Below are 15,844 nucleotides of genomic sequence, written 5' to 3' on the forward strand. Positions count from 1 at the left end.
ACCCGGAACGCCGCGGTTCTACCGTTCCCGCGTCTCTTCGAGTTGAATCTCCCGCTCGCCGGTGTCGCCGTTCGCCAACTTCTCCACCTCGCCCAGAATCTCCTCGATGTCGTCGAGGCCGATGAGTTCGCGCGTTTCCTCGTCGAAGTCTCTGCTCTCCAGTCCCGCCGACTCCTGCACGTCGGAGTCGCTCAACTGCCGGCCGTAGCGGCCGAGGAGGCTGGTGAGTTCCTGCGGGAGGACGTACGTCGTCGACGGCGATTCGCCGATGCGTCGGAGCGACTCGAGTCCCCTGTCGATGATGGCGCGTTCACCCATCGACTCGGCGGATTTTGCTCGCAGTACCGTCGAGATGGCGTCACCCTGCGCTTCGAGTATCTGACTCTGCTTTTCACCCTGCGCGCGGATGATGTTCGACTGCTTTTCCCCTTCGGCCTGTTCGACGGCGGAGCGCCGCTTCCCCTGCGCTTCCAGAATCATGGCGCGGCGGCGGCGTTCGGCGGACGTCTGCTGTTCCATGGCGTTCTCCACTCCGGGCGAGGGCCGCACTTCGCTCACCTCGACGGACTCGACTTCGACGCCCCACTCGTTCGTCGGTTCGTTCAGTTGCTCGTGGATGCGGCGGTTTATCTCGTCGCGTCGCGACAGCGTCTCGTCCAGTTCCATGTCGCCGATGACGGCCCGCAGCGACGTCTGCGAGAGATACGACACCGCGTTCCGGTAGTCGTCGACTTCGAGGAACGCCTTCTTGGCGTCCTTCACGCGGATGTAGACGAAGGCGTCGGCCGTCACCGGGGAGTTGTCCTCGGTGATGGCCTCCTGCGAGGGGACGTTCAGCGTCTGCGTCCGCATATCGAACGGGTACGTCTTCGAGACGAACGGCGGAACGAGGTTGAAGCCCGGTTCGAGCAGTCCGCGATACTCCCCGAACACCGTCAGCGCCGTCCGTTCGTAGGCGTTCACTAGCTCGACGGCGCTGAGCACCGTGGTGACGACGAGGACGAGGGCGAGGGCGCCGAGGAGGACTATCGGGTCGAACCCTACCACCCCGAGCACCACGAAGACGGCGAGGACGCCGGCGACGCCGGATACCAGCCAGTCCGGAGGGCCGTTCGCGGACAGGCGGCCGAGTTCGCGGAAGAGGTTGGCCATAGTCGTCCCTTAGTGTCGACGGCATTAAGGGTACGTCCGCTCTGACGCTCCGACCCGCGAATCCGACGACTTTTCTTCTCCGGCGCCGACGCTTGGACGTGTTCAGCCTCAACGTGTCCGTTCCCGGCCGTGTCGAACGCCTCGCGTCCGAGCTCCACCCGGCGTTGACAGCGTTCGATTCGATCCGCGAACGGCACTCGCTGGTTATCAAACGGTTCGACACGACGCTCGACGACGACGCGAACTCGCTCCCGCGACTCCGCGAGCGACTCCGCGGGACGCTTCGCGGCGTCGAACCGTTCGAGGTGCGTATCGACGGTATCGACGCCTTCGAGATACCCACGCGCGGCGAGGGACCGGTCGTCTACCTCGGAGTCGAGAGTCCGGGGCTGTTCGACCTACACGACCGACTCTGCGAGGAGTTCGGCATCGTCCCCGAACTAGAGGGCGACGACTACACTCCGCACGTGACGCTCGCCCGCGGCGGGCGAATCGAGGACGCGCAGGCGCTTGCGGAACGCGACGTCGAGAGCGTTCGCTGGACGGTCGAAGAGGTCCACGTCTGGGACGGACGCTACCGCGAGGGCGCCGTGCGCATCCCGCTCTAACTCTCCTCCCGGCGCTTCAACTGCATCCCCATCGGCTCCTCGGGGTGCATCGTCAGCGACCCGCGGAGGTCGAACGGCTCATCTCGGACGTAATCGAGTTCGTACGCCTGCGTGACGGTTGCGAGGATGAGTTGCGCCTCCATCATCGAGAAGCGCTTGCCGATGCAGTGGCGCGGGCCGCCGCCGAACGGGAAGTACGAGAAGCGGGGCCGCTCGGCCCGGCGCGCCGGGAGCCACCGGTCGGGGTCGAACTCCTCGGGTCGGTCGTACCACCGCGGCGACCGGTGGACCACCCACTGCGGCAGCATGACGGCCGACCCCTCGGGGATGCGGTACCCGCCGAGGCGCACGTCGACCTGCGGTTCGCGGAAGATGACGTACACCGGCGGATACAGTCGCATCGCCTCTTGAATCACCCGCTCGACGTAGTCGAACTGTCGCACGTCGGCGGCGGTGGGCGTCTCGCCGCCGCACACCGCGTCGACTTCCTCCTGCACCTTCGTCTCCGCGTCGGGATGCTGTGAGAGCAGGTACCACGTGTACGTCAGCGTCAGCGCCGTCGTGTCGTGCCCGGCCAGCAGCATCGTCATCATCTCGTCGCGTATCTGCCGGTCGGTCTGTTCGCCGCGCCCCTGCGCGCGCAGGAGCACCGAGAGGAGGTCCATCGGCGGGCCGCCGTCGCCGTCCCCGCCCTCATCGCGGGTCACGGCGGCGCTCGGGTCGTTCTCGGTGCCGCGTCGTGCCGAGACGACGTCGTCGATGATGCCCTCCAGTACGGCGACGGACTCGGCGTACTCGCGGTTCTCCCGCGTCGGCGCCCAGTCGGGGACGAGAAAGCGCATCGGGTCCGGTTCGAACCGCTTGCCCAGCGGTTCGAGGTTCTCCTGTACCATCTTCACCCGTTCGTCGCCCAGCGACGACCCGAACATCGCGTCGACGATTATCTTCACCGTCACGCGCGCCATCTCCAACTGGACGTCGCGCACCTCGCCGTCCGCCCACCCGTCGACCATCGACTCGGCGTGGTCGGTCATCGTCTCGCCGAGCGACGAGATGCGCCCCGGGCCGAACGCCGGTTGCGCCAGTTGGCGCTGTTTCCGCCACGTCTCGCCCTCGCTCAGGAGGAGTCCGTCTCCGAGAAGCGTCCCGATGGCGTCGTCCTGGAAGTCGGGTTTCCGGTAGCGCGCGTCGTCGCTCACCAGCACCCGCTCGATATCGGCGGGGTTCGTCAGCATGTAGGTGTCCAGCGGTCCGAGTCCGAAGCGGACCACGTCGCCGTACGTCTCCGACACCTGCGTCAGGAACGTGAACGGGTCCTTCGCGTACTGCCGTCCGCTCCCGAACAGCGGTACGCCGTTCGGACCCGGCGGTCGGATACTCATGCGGGCGCTTAGCTTGCACACGTATGAGTGTCTCGGATGGTCGGGAAAGTGACAGCTATCGCCCCGTTCGCTACGGCCGCGGCGGTTCGCCCGCGTAGGCGTCGTGGTCGCCGTAGAAGTTCAGCATCGCGAACTTCAGCTTCTGCGCGGAGACGTCGACGAGTTCGGCGCGCTCCTCGGACGGGAACGACGAACGGACGCCGTACTTGCCCATCTCCGAACTCATCCGCGTGTAGCGCTTGTCGGCGAGGACGCGCACGCCGAAATCCTCGGGCGAGCGGATGACCCGCCCGAGGGCCTGTCTGGTCTTGCGGATGGTCGGAATCTCGACGGCGTAGCGCCACCCCGCCTCGCGGCGGCCGCTGTACGCTCGGTCGTAGGCGTCCTGAATTGCCTCCAGCCGCTCGGAGAGATGCGGGTACGGCACGCCGACGACGACGACGGTCCGCGCGTCGTTGCCGTCGAAGCTCACGCCCTCCGCGAGCGTCCCCCACAGCGAGGTGAGCATCACCGCGCCGTCGCTGCCGACGAACTTCGCGCGAATCTCCTCGGTGGGCGTCCCCGCCTCGTCGAGGAACAGGCGGTCTGTCACCTCCGGTCTCGACTCGAGACGCTCGTGGTAGCGCTCCGCCTCGGCGTAAGAGGGGAAGAACACGAGCGTGTTGCCGGGGGTGAAGCGCGAGGCGTCGGTTATCACCTGGGTCAGCTTCTCTTGCGTCGCCGGCTCTTCGCGCTCGGAACTGAACAGCGCGGGCGTCTCGACGGCCAGCGTTCGCCGGTTCTCCTCGGGGTATTCGAGCCCGTACGCCATCGTCACCGGGTCCGAGAGGCCGAGGACGTCCTCCATCACGTCGAACGGCCGAAGCGTCGCGGACATAAGGACGCTCGCGTGCACCTCCTCGAACAGCGCTTCGGTCACCTCTCTCGGGATGCAGGTGTACAGTTCGGCGCGGCCGTACACCTCCTCGGTGCCGCCGTCGCGGCGCACGGAGCACATCGGGTGCTGGCCCAACTTCGCGCCGTCGGCCATCCACGCGCCGACGAACTCGGCGGCCTGCAGGGTCTGACACTCCTTGCGCGTCGTCGTCTCGCCGTTCTTGTAGGCGTCCTCGTACTCGCCGTCGAGGCGCTTGCCCAACTGGAGGGCCAACTCCACCTCCGCGTCGATGCCGCGGCCCTCGTACTGGTCGAGGAACGTCAGCGTCAGGTCGTCGCGTCGGTCCCGGTTGGCGATGGGCAGGTCGTGCCAGTTCTCGCCGACCTGTTCGCGCTCGCCGAAGCCGAACGCCTCGTCGTACGTCTCCCGCAGGGCGTCGAGGAACGCCGAGAGGACGTTCTCAGCGGCGTCGGCGCGCGAGTCGTCGGTGTCCTCCAGTTCGTCCAACGCCTGCCGGAGCGTGTTCTCCGTCAGCGTCCGACTCGCGTGGTCGCGGGCGGCCGACTCGATGTTGTGCGCCTCGTCGAAGACGGTGATGACGTCGTCGGGGTCGCGGTCCAACCACCGGAAGAACTGCTCGCGGATGTTCGGGTCCAGGAGGTGGTGGTAGTTGCACACCACGAGGTCCACCCCCTCCATTCCCTCTTTCAGCAGTTCGTAGCCGCACAGTTTCCGCTCGTCGGCGTACTCGTAGATGTTCTCGGGCGTCCGCACGTCGTCGAACAACCACGAGAAGAACTCGTCAGTGTCCTCGGTGAGGTTGTTGTAGTAGTACTCGCAGACGTTGCCCTCCCGGAGGTCCTCCAGTTCCTCGTCGATATCTTCGAGTTCGTCGGTGACGGCCGTCCGCGCCTCCGCGGCGCCGTCTTCGCCCGCGCGCATCCGGTCGACGAGGGCGTCGGCCTGTTCGGAGAGTTCCTCTTTGTCCTCCTCTCTCTCCACGAGACTCCGCGTCGTGTCGCGGAGCGTCTGACACTCCTGGTAGTCGACGCCGATGTGACACATCGACGACTTGCCCTTGAACACGACGGCGCGAATCGACTCCGTCCGGGTGATGGCGCGCGCGTCCTCGACGAACTGGCGCATCTGCTGGTGGACGTTCGTCGTGATGACCACCGTCTTGTCCTCGCGGCGGGCGTACTCCAGGGCGGGGACTAACGCCGATAGCGTCTTGCCCGTCCCCGGCGCGCCCTCGATGAGCACGTCTCGCCCTCCGTCGAGGGCCTCGGCGATGCCGTCCATCGCCGCCTCCTGGTTCGGGTACGGGCGGTCGTACGGGAAGAACCGCATGTGTCCGCTCGTCTCAGCCACACGCGTTCTTGCGCGCCATCGGTTATAACATCCCGGTTGGCGATATCCGCGACTCCGGTTACGACGGCTCGAAAACATTCTCGGCGTAACTGTCGACTCTGACTACCAAAACCGGTTTTATTAACGGGTCCTTCTCTGCGTCCGAAACATGTCCGTTCTCAGTAGCGTGGCGGTCGCGCCGTTACAGACGACGCCGAATCCGGACCCGTGGCCGGACTCGGTGAACGAACTCCTCGCCCAGTACGGTGGACTCGTGGGTAAGGCCATCGCCTTCGTCGTCGCCTTCTTCGTGGTCTGGACGCTCGCGCGCCTCGTTCTCGTCCCAATCGCCAAACGCCTGCTGAAGGGGGCGGGCTACGACGAGACGGTGTTGAGCCTCGCGGACAGTCTCCTCGGCGCGTTGGCCGTCGTTCTCGCCATCGCCATCGCGTTCACTGTCGCCGGCTTCGGGCAGGTCATCGCGGCGTTCGCCACGCTGGCCGGCGCGTTGGCGCTGGCGCTCGGATTCGCCGCGCAGGATCTCCTCTCGAACTTCGTCGCCGGCGTGTTCATCCTGAAGGACAAGCCGTTCGAGGTGGGCGATTGGATCGAGTGGAACGATATGTCCGGACGCGTCGAGGACATCGACCTGCGCGTCAGTCGGGTGAAGACGTTCGACAACGAACGCATCACGGTGCCGAACTCCGAACTCGCGAACAACGCGGTGAAAAACCCCGTCGCGTACGACAAACTCCGGCAGAAGTTCGTCTTCGGTATCGGCTACGACGACGACATCGAACACGCTCGGTCGGTCATCGTCGACGAGGCGGAGACGAACCCCGGCATCCTCGACGACCCCGCGCCCGACGTGCGCGTGACCGAACTCGCGGACTCCTACGTCGGCCTCCAGTCGCGCTTTTGGATCGCGAACCCCTCGCGCTCGGACTTCACGCGCATCCGCTCGGACTTCGTGCAGTCGGTCAAAGAGCGTCTCGACGCCGAGACCATCGACATGCCGTACCCGTACCGCCAACTCACCGGGGCGGTGGAGACGACGGTCACCGACTCGGAGTCGCGGTCGACGGCGACCGACGACTGACGCTTCGGTCGGACGATTTCCCGCGACTGTTCCGCGTCGTCTCCGGTGCCGCCCTCGGCGAACCGCCTCGCACTCACTCCCTCGACGAACCGGTAATATTCTCCCTCTCTCGACCTAAACCTATCCCCTTCGTGCGACTCGCACACCCGCCCGGAGCGGCGTTATGTTCCTCTCTCACGCTACTGATTAGCATGTCAACCGAAACAGCCACGCAGACGGTCGAATCGACGTCGAACGACGACTGGCAGAGCGGCGTCGCCGCCGGACTCCTCGGCGGCGTTGCGATGGGGGCGCTGATGGCGGTGCAGATGCCCGGCGTCCTCGAGGTGGCCATTCCGTCGATGTACTTCCTCGCCGGTGTCCTCGCCGGCTTCACCGTTCACCTCGCGCACGCCGCGGTACTCGGAATCGGCTTCGCGGCCGTCGCGGCGACGCGGCCCGAACTCTCGACGGGCCGAAGCATCGCTCTCGGCGTGGCCTACGGCGTCGTCCTGTGGGCCGTTCTCGCCGTCCTCCTGATGCCCGTCTGGCTCTCGGCCGTCGGGTCCCCCGCTCATCCGTCGCTTCCGAACATCAACCCGGCAAGCCTCGTCGCTCACGTCGTCTACGGCGCCGTCCTCGGCGCGACCTACCCCGCCGTCCGGCGTCGACGCTGAGCGATTCCACGTCCGCGTCGCCGCCGAGAAACCGTCGGCGGCGCGGACAGTCGACCTCGGGACGCAAACAGCCTCTTCAGTCTCACGCCGCTACTCAGTGTTATGTTCGGTGCATACACTGTCGGAAAGAAGGCGGCGAAGTTCGGATACAAACGGCTCGGCATCCCGGGAGCGGTGGCCTCGGGCGGTCTCGCCCTCGTCGGCTACGTCGCCGTGCGACGGGCGCTGAAGTCCGCGGTGAAATCCGAGAACGTCTCCTCGGCCATCGACGCCGAGGAAATAAAGACCGCCGTCGACGAGGACGGTCTCTCTGCGGTGACGAACGAGGAGACGCTGGATAACGCGATAGACGAGGACGAACTGGAAGGCGTCGTCGACTTCGAGGAAGTCGGCTCGTCCGTCGAGACGGAGTCCGAGGAGTTGACCGACGGAGACGACGGCGTCGACGTCGTCGGTTCCGACGAGGACGTCGACGTGGTCGACCCGTCCGACGAGACGGACGTCTCGGGGTCGGTCGACGTCGTGGACGCGACGGACGAAGCGGCCGACGGCGAGGACGTGAGCGAGAACGAACCCGAGGACGCGAGCGACGACGAGAGCGAGAGCGACGAGTAAGTACGCGTTATCGCTACTCGCTCCGCCCGTCGTCCAGCAACTCCACCAGTAGCCCCTTCTGGGCGTGCAGGCGGTTCTCGGCCTGATCCCACACTAACGCGCGGTCGGATTCGAGCACGTCGTGGCTTATCTCCTCGCCCCGGTGGGCGGGCAGACAGTGCATCACCTTCGCGTCCGTTCCCGCGAGGAGGCCCTCGTTCACCTGGTAGCCCTCGAAGGCGGCCAGTTTCTCGTGGCGTTCGCTCTCCTGTCCCATCGATATCCAGACGTCGGTGTACACCACGTCGGCGTCGGCGACGGCCTCCTCGGGCGTCTCCGCGATGGTCGGTTCCCCGCCGTACTCGGCGGCGTGGGCCACCACGTCGTCGTCGATGCCGTAGTCGGCCGGCGTGGCGACGGTGACGTCGAGTCCCGCCATCGCCGCGCCGACGACGAACGACTGACCGACGTTGTTGCCGTCGCCGACCCAGGCGGCCTGCACGCCGTCGAAGCCGCCGAACTCCTCTCTGATGGTCAGGAGGTCCGCGAGCGTCTGGCAGGGGTGGGCGTCGTCGGTCAGACCGTTGACGACGGGCACGTCGGCGTACTTCGCTATCTCCTCTAAGTCCGAGTGGTCGAACAGGCGCGTCATCACCGCGTCGACGTAGCGCGAGAGGACCCGCGAGGTGTCCGACAGCGGTTCGCCGCGCCCGAGGTGGATGTCGTCGGGTCCGAGGAAGATGGCGTGCCCGCCCAACTGCGTCATCCCCGTCTCGAAGGAGATTCGCGTGCGGGTGCTGGGCTTTTCGAACACCATACCGAGCGTCTGGTCTTCGAGGCGGGCGTCGTCCGCGCCCGACTTGATGGCCGCGGCGCGGTCCAGTACCGTGACGAGTTCGTTCGTGCTGAGGTCGTCGATGTCGAGAAAGTGTGTGGTTTCGAGCATCCCTATCACTCCGTGAGCGTCTCGCAGACGCCGGTCAACACCTCGACGGCGGCGTCGTACTCCGCGAGGTCGAGGTGTTCGTTCGGCGCGTGGTCGAGATCCGAGTTGCCGGGGCCGTACGTGGCCATGGGACAGTCCCACTCGCCGGCGTAGATGTTCATGTCGCTGGTGCCGGTCTTCCGCAGGAGGCGGGGGTCGCCGTCGGCCTCCCGGATGGCGACGCGGAACGCCCGCGCCACCTCCGTCCGCGGGTTCGTCATCACGGGCGGGATGGGGCGGTTCCAGTGGACGCTTCCCTCCGTGAGTTCGCCCTCCGCGACCTCGCGCACGTCCTCGATGCCGAACCGCGGCGGGACGCGGAACTGCACGTCCACCTCCGCCTCGACGGCCAGTCCGTCATCCGTGGGGCCGCCGTGGAACGAGACGGGTTTCGTCGTCACGGTGTCGAAGACGCCCTCCTCCTCGTCGGCCTCGAAGAAGTCGGCGGTGCGCGACCACCAGTCGACGGCCGACTGGATGGCGTTGTTCTCCGGCCGCGAGGAGTGCCCGAGTTCGCTCGTCCCCACGTACGTCCCCGAGAGGATGCCGCGGTAGCCCAGCGTGATTCCGTCCCACCCCGAGGGTTCGCCGTTGATGACGGCGTCGGGGGCGTCCCTGTTCTCGACGAGGTGCCACGCCCCCTTCGAGGTGGTCTCCTCCTCGACGACGCCGACGAAGGAGACGCCCGTCTCGACGGCGGCGACGGCCATCGACGCGAGGGGGCCGGTGGCGTCGACGCTGCCGCGTCCCCAGAGCACGTCGTCCTCTATCTTCACGGGGACGTTGCCGGGGACGGTGTCGATGTGCGAGGTGAGAAGCACCGAGTCGTCGGCGGGCGCGCGCACGTTGCCCACCTCGTCTATCCACACCTCGCGGTCGTGCGCCTCGAAGAACGCCTTCAGGCGCTCGGCCGCCTCCGACTCGTTTCCGGAGACGGCCGGGGTGGCGACGAGGTCCGCCAGCAGCGTCTGCGCCTCGTTCAACCCGTCCGTCAGACCCGCCTGCACGTCGAACTGCATCGGTTCGTCGCCGGATCCGTCGGCCGCGTGCGCCGACCCCTCGGCGTCCGCGGCGGTGCCGTTCGCTCTCGTGCTCGCAGTCCCGTCCGCGGCCTCGTCGGCGACTCGCTCCTCCTCGCTTCGCTTCTCGTCGGTCAGTCGGGCGCTCATTTCAGCACCTCCGTGAACGCGGCGACGAACTCGTCGGCGTGGTCCTCCGTGACGACAAGCGGCGGCAGCAGGCGCACCACGGACCGACCGGCGGGTAGCGCCAACACCCCCTCGCTGATGGCGAGGTTCTTCAGGATGCGGTTCGCGCCGCGCTTCACCTGGATTCCGAGCATGAGACCCTGTCCGCGCACTTCGCGCACGGGCAGGTCGTGCTCCTCCGCGGCCGCCTCTAGCTCCGATTTCAGGTACTCGCCGACGGCGGCGGCGTGGCCGGGAACGTCCTCCTCGACGATGGTTTCCAGCGTGGCGTTCGCCGCCGCGCAGACGACGGGGCCGCCGCTGAACGTCGACCCGTGGTTGCCGGGTTCCTCGGCTATCCAGTCGGCGACGAGCGTCGCGCCCAACGGGAGGCCGTTGGCGATGCCCTTCGCGGAGGTGAGGATGTCAGGTTCGACGCCGGCGGCCTCGCAGGCCCACAGCGTCCCCGTCCGGCCGAGACCGGTCTGAATCTCGTCGAAGACCAGCGCCGCCCCGGCCTCCGCCGTGGCCTCGCGCGCCGTCTTCAGATACTCCGTCGCGGCGGGGTGGATGCCGCCTTCACCTTGGACGGGTTCGAGGAAGACGGCCGCCGTCTCCTCGTCCACCGCCTCGGCTAACTCCTCGGCGTCGCCGTAGGAGACGAACTCCACGTCGCCGGCGAGCGGTTCGAACGGCTCTTTGTACTTGTCCTTCCACGTCATCGCAAGCGACCCCATCGTCCGGCCGTGGAAGCCGCGCTTGGTGGCGATTATCTTCGAGCGACCGGTCGCCGAGCGCGCGAACTTCATCGCCGCCTCGTTGGCCTCCGTCCCGGAGTTACAGAGCCAGACGTTCTCCAGTCCGTCGGGCGCGACGGCGGCCAGCCTGTCGTACAGTTCGGTGCGGACGTCCACGGGGTAGGAAGCCTGCACGTACGTCAGCTTCTCCGCCTGCTTTTGCACCGCCTCGGTGACCGCCGGGTGGTCGTGTCCGAGGGAGGCGACGGCGTAGGAGGCGCCGAAGTCCAGATACTCGGTGCCGTCCTCGCCGTACAGGTACGCGCCCTCCCCGGACTCGATTTCGATGGGCTTCTCAGAGAAGACGAATCCGCTCATGCGTCCACCTCCGCCGCGACGGCGGCGGCGTCGACGTGCGTCCCGCCCCCGCCAAGCGCCTCCACGATGGGGTCGTTCGCGTTCGCGTCCGCGACGATGACCTTCGCGGCGCCGCCGGTCAGCGCCTCCTTCGCCGCCATGACCTTCTTCGTCATGAACCCTTCCGCGGCCGATTCGAGCGCCTCGAACTCCGCGGGCGTCCGGACCGACTCGATGAGCGTCGACTCGTCGTCGGGGTCCTCGTAGACGCCCGTCACGTCCGTGAGCACGACGAGTTCCGCGCCGAGGGCGCCCGCGACGGCCGCCGCCGCGCGGTCCGCGTCGGCGTTGACCGCCACGCCGTCGTCCGCCAGCATGGGGACGGTGACCACGGGCACGTAGTCGTCGCCGAGCAGCGTCTCCAGCAGGTCGGCGTTCACGCCGGTTATCTTCCCGGAGTGGTCGCCGCGCTTGATCATCTTCTTCCCGTCCTCGACGACCCGCACGGCCGACTTCCGAGGGCCGGTGAGCAGGGCGCCGTCGACGCCCGAGAGGCCGAGGGCGTTCACGCCCGCCCCCTGAAGCGTCGTCACGAGGTCGGTGTTGAGTTTGCCGGGCATCACCATCGAGAACACCTCCATGGTGCGCTCGTCGGTGAACCGACCGACGACGCCCGAGGGCGTCTCGACGTAGGTGGGTTCCTCGCCGAGTTCTTCGAGGGTGTCGTCCACCGCCGTCGACCCGCCGTGGACGACGACCACGTCGCGGCCGTTGGCCACGAGGTGCGCGACGTCCTGCACGGCGCCGGCCGGGTCAACCGCTCGCGCGCCGCCGACTTTGACGACCACCGGCGGTTCGTCCGCCGGAACGGTGCCGCCGTCGGCGCGGAGCGCGGCGTCGTTGTCGGCCAGTTCGTCGTGCATCGCGCACAGTTCGTCGCGTGTGTAGTGGGTCATCGGTGTGGGGTTGGAAGTCGTTCGTGTGGTGGTGAGGTGCTGCGTGGTCAGTCGTGGCCGGACGGCGCTCAGGGCGACCCGACCGGGTGCAGGCCCGTGAACTCCAGACCGGCCGTCTCCTCCAGTCCGAGGGCGACGTTCGCGGCGTGGACCGCCTGCCCGGCGGAGCCTTTCATCATGTTGTCGATGGCCGAGAAGACGACCACCCGGCGGTTCGAGGGGTCGAGTTCGAAGCCGACCTCCGCCATGTTGGTCCCGGCTACCGACTTCGGTTCGGGGTAGCGGTAGACGCCGCCGCCGCCCGCGACGGTGCGGACGAACGGTTCGTCGGCGTAGCTTCCCCGGTAGGCCTTCCACAGGTCGCCCTTCGAGACGGGCGACTCCGGGAAGACGTGACAGGTCGCGCTGGCGCCGCGAACCATGTCCACGGCGTGGACGGTAAAGGAGACCGAGAGGCCGAGGAACTGCTCTATTTCGGCCTCGTGGCGGTGGCCGATGGGCGCGTACGGACGGACGATGCCCGAGCGCTCGGGGTGGCTGGAGGCGTCGCCGCCGCCGGCGCCGCCCTCCGAGGAGCCGACTTTCACGTCGACGACCACCTGCTCGTCGCCCGCCAGGATTCCGGCGTCGAACATCGGCTTGAGACCGAGAATCGTCGCCGTCGCGTTGCACCCGCCCGAGGCGATGAGGTCGGCGCCGGGGAGGTTCTCGCGGTTTATCTCGGGGAGAGCGTACTCCGCCTTCTCCAGGTACTCGGGGCAGACGTGCCCGCCGTACCACTCGTCGTACTGTTCTTCGGTGTTCAACCGGAAGTCCGCCGAGAGGTCGACCACCGTGTCGGCGGCCTCCTGGAACTCGTCTATCTGCTCCATCGAGACGCCGTGCGGCGTCGCGGCGAACAGCGCGTCCACGGATTCGAGGTCTTCGGGGGAGGTGAACCGCAGGTCCATCTCGCGCAGGTTCGGATGGACGTGGCCGACGGTCTTGCGCTCCTTCGAGCGACTCGTCGCCTGCGCAACCTCGAAGTCGGGGTGCTGGTAGAGGAGGCGGAGCAGTTCGCCCCCGGTGAAGCCGCTGCCGCCGACGACGCTTGCGGTGTACTCGGCCTCGGTCGTATCCGCCGCGTGCTCCCCGCTCATGCGGTCGCCTCTGCGAAGCCGGCTTCGTTCTGTACCTTCGCCTCCAACCAATCGACGACGAGGGCGGGCACGTCCGCGTCGACGGCGTCGTTCAGCGCCTTGAACTCGACGGTGTGGTTGACCTCGTGGACGGTGTAGTCATCGCCGGTCTCCATGAGGTCGACGCCGAGCAGTCCGCCGCCGACGGCGTCGGAGGCCTTCTCTACGAGTTCGCGGACGCGGTCGTCCACCTCGAACGCCTCGACTTCGCCGCCCTTTGCGGCGTTCGTGAGCCAGTGGTCCGACGAACGCGTCATCGCCGCGATGGGTTCGCCGTCGACGGCGAGCACGCGGATGTCGCGGCCGGGTTTCTCGACGAACTCCTGCACGTAGAACACCTTGTGCTCGTAGTTGCCGAGCGTCGATTTGTGTTCGAGGATGGCCTCGGCGGCCGATTCGGAGTCGATTTTCGCCATCAGCCGACCCCACGACCCGACGACGGGCTTCAGCACGCAGGGGTAGCCGAACCGCTCGATGGTCTCCATCGCGCCGTCGGTGGTGAACGACACCTCCGTGTTCGGGGTGGGGACGCCCGCCTTCTCGAGGGCGAGGCTGTTTTTCACCTTGTCGGCGCAGACGTCCGCCGTCTCCGCCGAGTTCACGACGGGGACGTCGTAGTTCTCGAGGAACTTCGTGACGTACAGGCTGCGGCTCGTCGCCAGACAGCGGTCGAGGACCACGTCCACGTCGTCGAGTACCGCCGGCGGTTCCGCGATGTCGAACTGCTCTTTCCGGACGTCTATCTTCGTCACTTCGTGCCCGCGCTCGCGAAGCTCCGAGAGGAGGAGCTTCTCGTCTCTGCGTATCCGGGAGTAGAGCAGTCCAACGTTCATCTTACTCGCCCCAGTCCTCTTCGAGTTCGGGCGCCTCCTCCAGTGTCACGGGGTCGACGGAGACGACCTCCAGTTCCGCGCCGGTCGCGGGACTGTCCACGATTTCGCCGACTTCGACGTCGGCGGGAATCTCTATCTCTTCGCCCGTCACCGGGTCTTCGGCGGTAATGGTGTCTGCCATTGTACTCCTCGCTCGGCTGTGAGGAGACTTAAACCCATCGAACTTATTGGAGAATTGAAATGAACGGAGACGGCTCTATCGGGGTCAGAAGGTCGAACAGGCCGGCCGTGCGAAATCGATGTCTGATTTCATATGTTAGTTGTCCCCGGGCGGGGACGGTCGTCGCGGCGGTCGCGGGACCGGTCGAAGCGGCTTCGCGTCGATGCAGCGCGTGGCGGTCTGCACGGTGTTCGAATCAGTCACGGGACATCACCTCTACGTCCGCCGCGAGCCTCTCGGACGCCGAGTCGAGCGCCTCCCGACGCTCGGCGAGCGCTTCCCGGTGAGAATCGAGGTCCGTCGACGCCTCGTCGAGTTGGGCCGCGACGGCAGCGGGGGCGGGCCCGCCGGCGGAGTCGCGGCTCTCGACGGAGGCGACCGGGTCGAGCGCTTGCTCCACGTCACTACGGCTCACATACTCGAAGAGGGACGCATCTAATACGTCCTCCGCGGATGCGTCAAGTGTTGCGAGGTCCGGCGTTCCGTCCCCGCCGCGTTCGGCGGCGGCGGCGACGACTTCGTGCGCCGTGCGGAACGGGAGGCCGGCCATCGCGAGGGCGTCCGCGACGCCCGTCGCCGTCGAGAACCCCTCGCCTGCGGCCGATTCGAGCGTCTCCGCGGGCCACGTCGCCGACGACACCGCGCCGGCGGCGACGGCCGTCGCCTCGGAGACGATATCGACCGTCTCCCAGGCGTGCGGCGTCGCGCGTTGCAGGTCGCGGTTGTACGCCCGCGGGAGCCCCTTCAGCGTCGTCAGGAGGCCGGACACGCCGGATGCCGCGTCGCCCGCGACGGCGCGGACGAGTTCGAGCGTATCGGGGTTGACCTTCTGCGGCATTATCGAAGAGGTCGAGGAGTAGTCGTCGGACAGTTCCACGAACCCCTTGTTCGAGAAGAGGACGAGGTCCTCCGCGAGTCCGGACAGCGTCGTCGCGTGCGTCGCCAGCGCCGACGCGGATTCGAGGAGGAAATCGCGCGCCGAGGAGGCGTCCATCGAGTTCCGCAGGACGCCGTCGAAGCCGAGCAGGTCGGCCGTTTTCTCCCTGTCGACGTCGAACGGCGTCCCCGCGAACGCGGCGGCGCCGAGGGGCGACCGGTTCGTCCGGTCGTAGGCGTCCACGAGGCGCGCGGTGTCGCGGGCGAACGCCGCCTCGTAGGAGAGGAGGTAGTGCGCGACGGTCGTCGGCTGTGCGGGCTGTAAGTGCGTGTAGCCCGGCATCACCGTCTCCGCCTCCGCTTCGGCGGCTTCGACCAGCGATTCGCGGAGCGCGAGAGTGGCCTCGACGGCCGAGAGGAGGTCCTCGCGCAGACGGTAGCGGATGCACGTCGCCACCTCGTCGTTGCGGCTGCGGGCGGTGTGCATCTTCCCGCCGTCGGGGCCGATTCGCTCGATGACGGCCGTCTCGATGGCCTCGTGGACGTCCTCGCCGTCGGGGAGGGCGGCGTGCCCCTCCGCTTCGACGGCGTCGAGAGCGGACAGAATCTCGCCCGCCGTCGCCTCGTCGACGATACCCTGTTCGGCGAGCATCACGACGTGCGCGCGGTCCACCGCGAGGTCCGCGGCGAAGATGCGCTCGTCGGCCGCGAGGCTCGACATGAACCCGCGGGCGGGGCCACCGCTGAAGCGGTCCCGACGGACGACGCCCTCGTCGTCGTGATTCTCGCTCATCGGT

The 15,844-nt window shown here is 67.5% G+C and carries 15 protein-coding genes; 4 read left to right on the forward strand and 11 right to left on the reverse strand.

Features of this window, described 5'->3' with window-relative positions; all coding sequences use genetic code 11:
- Positions 1 to 18: 18 nt before the first annotated feature.
- Positions 19 to 1,152, reverse strand: coding sequence for an SPFH domain-containing protein (locus C474_RS10115; protein WP_008386457.1), 1,134 nt, complete (start codon positions 1,150 to 1,152; stop codon positions 19 to 21).
- 98 nt (positions 1,153 to 1,250) lie between these two features.
- Here C474_RS10115 and C474_RS10120 point away from each other — a divergent pair, with 98 nt between their 5' ends.
- Positions 1,251 to 1,760, forward strand: a complete 510-nt coding sequence (locus C474_RS10120) for a 2'-5' RNA ligase family protein (RefSeq protein WP_049916905.1) — start codon at positions 1,251 to 1,253, stop codon at positions 1,758 to 1,760.
- Here C474_RS10120 and C474_RS10125 read toward each other — a convergent pair.
- The gene (locus C474_RS10125) at positions 1,757 to 3,142 is read right to left on the reverse strand and encodes a cytochrome P450 (RefSeq protein ID WP_008386461.1); all 1,386 of its coding nucleotides are present in this window, start codon (positions 3,140 to 3,142) and stop codon (positions 1,757 to 1,759) included. The two genes, C474_RS10120 and C474_RS10125, sit on opposite strands and share 4 nt — an antisense overlap.
- A 70-nt stretch (positions 3,143 to 3,212) precedes the next feature.
- Positions 3,213 to 5,369, reverse strand: coding sequence for an ATP-dependent DNA helicase (locus C474_RS10130; protein ID WP_008386462.1), 2,157 nt, complete (start codon positions 5,367 to 5,369; stop codon positions 3,213 to 3,215).
- Positions 5,370 to 5,538: 169 nt separating this feature from the next.
- Here C474_RS10130 and C474_RS10135 point away from each other — a divergent pair, with 169 nt between their 5' ends.
- The 3 genes from C474_RS10135 to C474_RS22900 all read left to right on the forward strand — a co-directional run bounded on the left by C474_RS10135 (position 5,539) and on the right by C474_RS22900 (position 7,739).
- Entirely contained in the window at positions 5,539 to 6,468 is a 930-nt protein-coding gene (locus C474_RS10135) for a mechanosensitive ion channel family protein (RefSeq protein ID WP_008386468.1), read from the forward strand.
- A 191-nt stretch (positions 6,469 to 6,659) separates the two neighbouring features.
- Positions 6,660 to 7,124, forward strand: coding sequence for a DUF6789 family protein (locus tag C474_RS10140; protein ID WP_008386476.1), 465 nt, complete (start codon positions 6,660 to 6,662; stop codon positions 7,122 to 7,124).
- A gap of 102 nt (positions 7,125 to 7,226) precedes the next feature.
- On the forward strand, positions 7,227 to 7,739 hold the full coding sequence (locus C474_RS22900) for a hypothetical protein (RefSeq protein ID WP_008386477.1): 513 nt from the start codon (positions 7,227 to 7,229) through the stop codon (positions 7,737 to 7,739).
- 13 nt (positions 7,740 to 7,752) lie between these two features.
- On the opposite strand, the gene argF is transcribed toward C474_RS22900, so the two are convergent.
- The 8 genes from argF to argH form a co-directional block, all read right to left on the reverse strand.
- A complete protein-coding gene (gene argF / locus C474_RS10150; protein ID WP_008386478.1) occupies positions 7,753 to 8,664 on the reverse strand; it encodes an ornithine carbamoyltransferase in 912 nt (303 codons plus the stop codon).
- A gap of 5 nt (positions 8,665 to 8,669) precedes the next feature.
- On the reverse strand, positions 8,670 to 9,872 hold the full coding sequence (locus C474_RS10155) for a [LysW]-lysine hydrolase (RefSeq protein WP_008386479.1): 1,203 nt from the start codon (positions 9,870 to 9,872) through the stop codon (positions 8,670 to 8,672).
- Entirely contained in the window at positions 9,869 to 11,005 is a 1,137-nt protein-coding gene (locus tag C474_RS10160; RefSeq protein ID WP_008386480.1) for an aspartate aminotransferase family protein, read from the reverse strand. Before C474_RS10160 ends, C474_RS10155 begins: the two co-directional genes overlap by 4 nt.
- Complete coding sequence (locus C474_RS10165) at positions 11,002 to 11,940, reverse strand: acetylglutamate/acetylaminoadipate kinase (protein WP_008386481.1); 939 nt, start codon at positions 11,938 to 11,940, stop codon at positions 11,002 to 11,004. The genes C474_RS10160 and C474_RS10165 overlap by 4 nt, the downstream gene beginning before the upstream one ends.
- 68 nt (positions 11,941 to 12,008) lie before the next feature.
- The gene (argC, locus tag C474_RS10170; protein WP_008386482.1) at positions 12,009 to 13,079 is read right to left on the reverse strand and encodes an N-acetyl-gamma-glutamyl-phosphate reductase; all 1,071 of its coding nucleotides are present in this window, start codon (positions 13,077 to 13,079) and stop codon (positions 12,009 to 12,011) included.
- Entirely contained in the window at positions 13,076 to 13,951 is an 876-nt protein-coding gene (gene lysX, locus C474_RS10175) for a lysine biosynthesis protein LysX (RefSeq protein WP_008386488.1), read from the reverse strand. The genes argC and lysX overlap by 4 nt, the downstream gene beginning before the upstream one ends.
- A 1-nt stretch (position 13,952) precedes the next feature.
- Complete coding sequence (lysW, locus tag C474_RS10180; protein WP_008386491.1) at positions 13,953 to 14,132, reverse strand: lysine biosynthesis protein LysW; 180 nt, start codon at positions 14,130 to 14,132, stop codon at positions 13,953 to 13,955.
- A 235-nt stretch (positions 14,133 to 14,367) separates the two neighbouring features.
- A complete protein-coding gene (gene argH / locus C474_RS10185; RefSeq protein WP_008386492.1) occupies positions 14,368 to 15,840 on the reverse strand; it encodes an argininosuccinate lyase in 1,473 nt (490 codons plus the stop codon).
- Positions 15,841 to 15,844: the final 4 nt, after the last annotated feature.

The organism is Halogeometricum pallidum JCM 14848 (genome assembly GCF_000337095.1).
GTDB classification, from domain to species: domain Archaea; phylum Halobacteriota; class Halobacteria; order Halobacteriales; family Haloferacaceae; genus Halogeometricum; species Halogeometricum pallidum.

Coding starts and splice junctions, on each gene's coding strand:
- C474_RS10115 (WP_008386457.1), bottom strand. CDS start 1,152: ATGGCCAACCTCTTCCGCGAACTCGGCCGCCTGTCCGCGAACGGCCCT.
- C474_RS10125 (WP_008386461.1), bottom strand. CDS start 3,142: ATGAGTATCCGACCGCCGGGTCCGAACGGCGTACCGCTGTTCGGGAGC.
- C474_RS10130 (WP_008386462.1), bottom strand. CDS start 5,369: ATGCGGTTCTTCCCGTACGACCGCCCGTACCCGAACCAGGAGGCGGCG.
- C474_RS10135 (WP_008386468.1), top strand. CDS start 5,539: ATGTCCGTTCTCAGTAGCGTGGCGGTCGCGCCGTTACAGACGACGCCG.
- C474_RS10140 (WP_008386476.1), top strand. CDS start 6,660: ATGTCAACCGAAACAGCCACGCAGACGGTCGAATCGACGTCGAACGAC.
- C474_RS22900 (WP_008386477.1), top strand. CDS start 7,227: ATGTTCGGTGCATACACTGTCGGAAAGAAGGCGGCGAAGTTCGGATAC.
- argF (WP_008386478.1), bottom strand. CDS start 8,664: ATGCTCGAAACCACACACTTTCTCGACATCGACGACCTCAGCACGAAC.
- C474_RS10155 (WP_008386479.1), bottom strand. CDS start 9,872: ATGAGCGCCCGACTGACCGACGAGAAGCGAAGCGAGGAGGAGCGAGTC.
- C474_RS10160 (WP_008386480.1), bottom strand. CDS start 11,005: ATGAGCGGATTCGTCTTCTCTGAGAAGCCCATCGAAATCGAGTCCGGG.
- C474_RS10165 (WP_008386481.1), bottom strand. CDS start 11,940: ATGACCCACTACACACGCGACGAACTGTGCGCGATGCACGACGAACTG.
- argC (WP_008386482.1), bottom strand. CDS start 13,079: ATGAGCGGGGAGCACGCGGCGGATACGACCGAGGCCGAGTACACCGCA.
- lysX (WP_008386488.1), bottom strand. CDS start 13,951: ATGAACGTTGGACTGCTCTACTCCCGGATACGCAGAGACGAGAAGCTC.
- lysW (WP_008386491.1), bottom strand. CDS start 14,132: ATGGCAGACACCATTACCGCCGAAGACCCGGTGACGGGCGAAGAGATA.
- argH (WP_008386492.1), bottom strand. CDS start 15,840: ATGAGCGAGAATCACGACGACGAGGGCGTCGTCCGTCGGGACCGCTTC.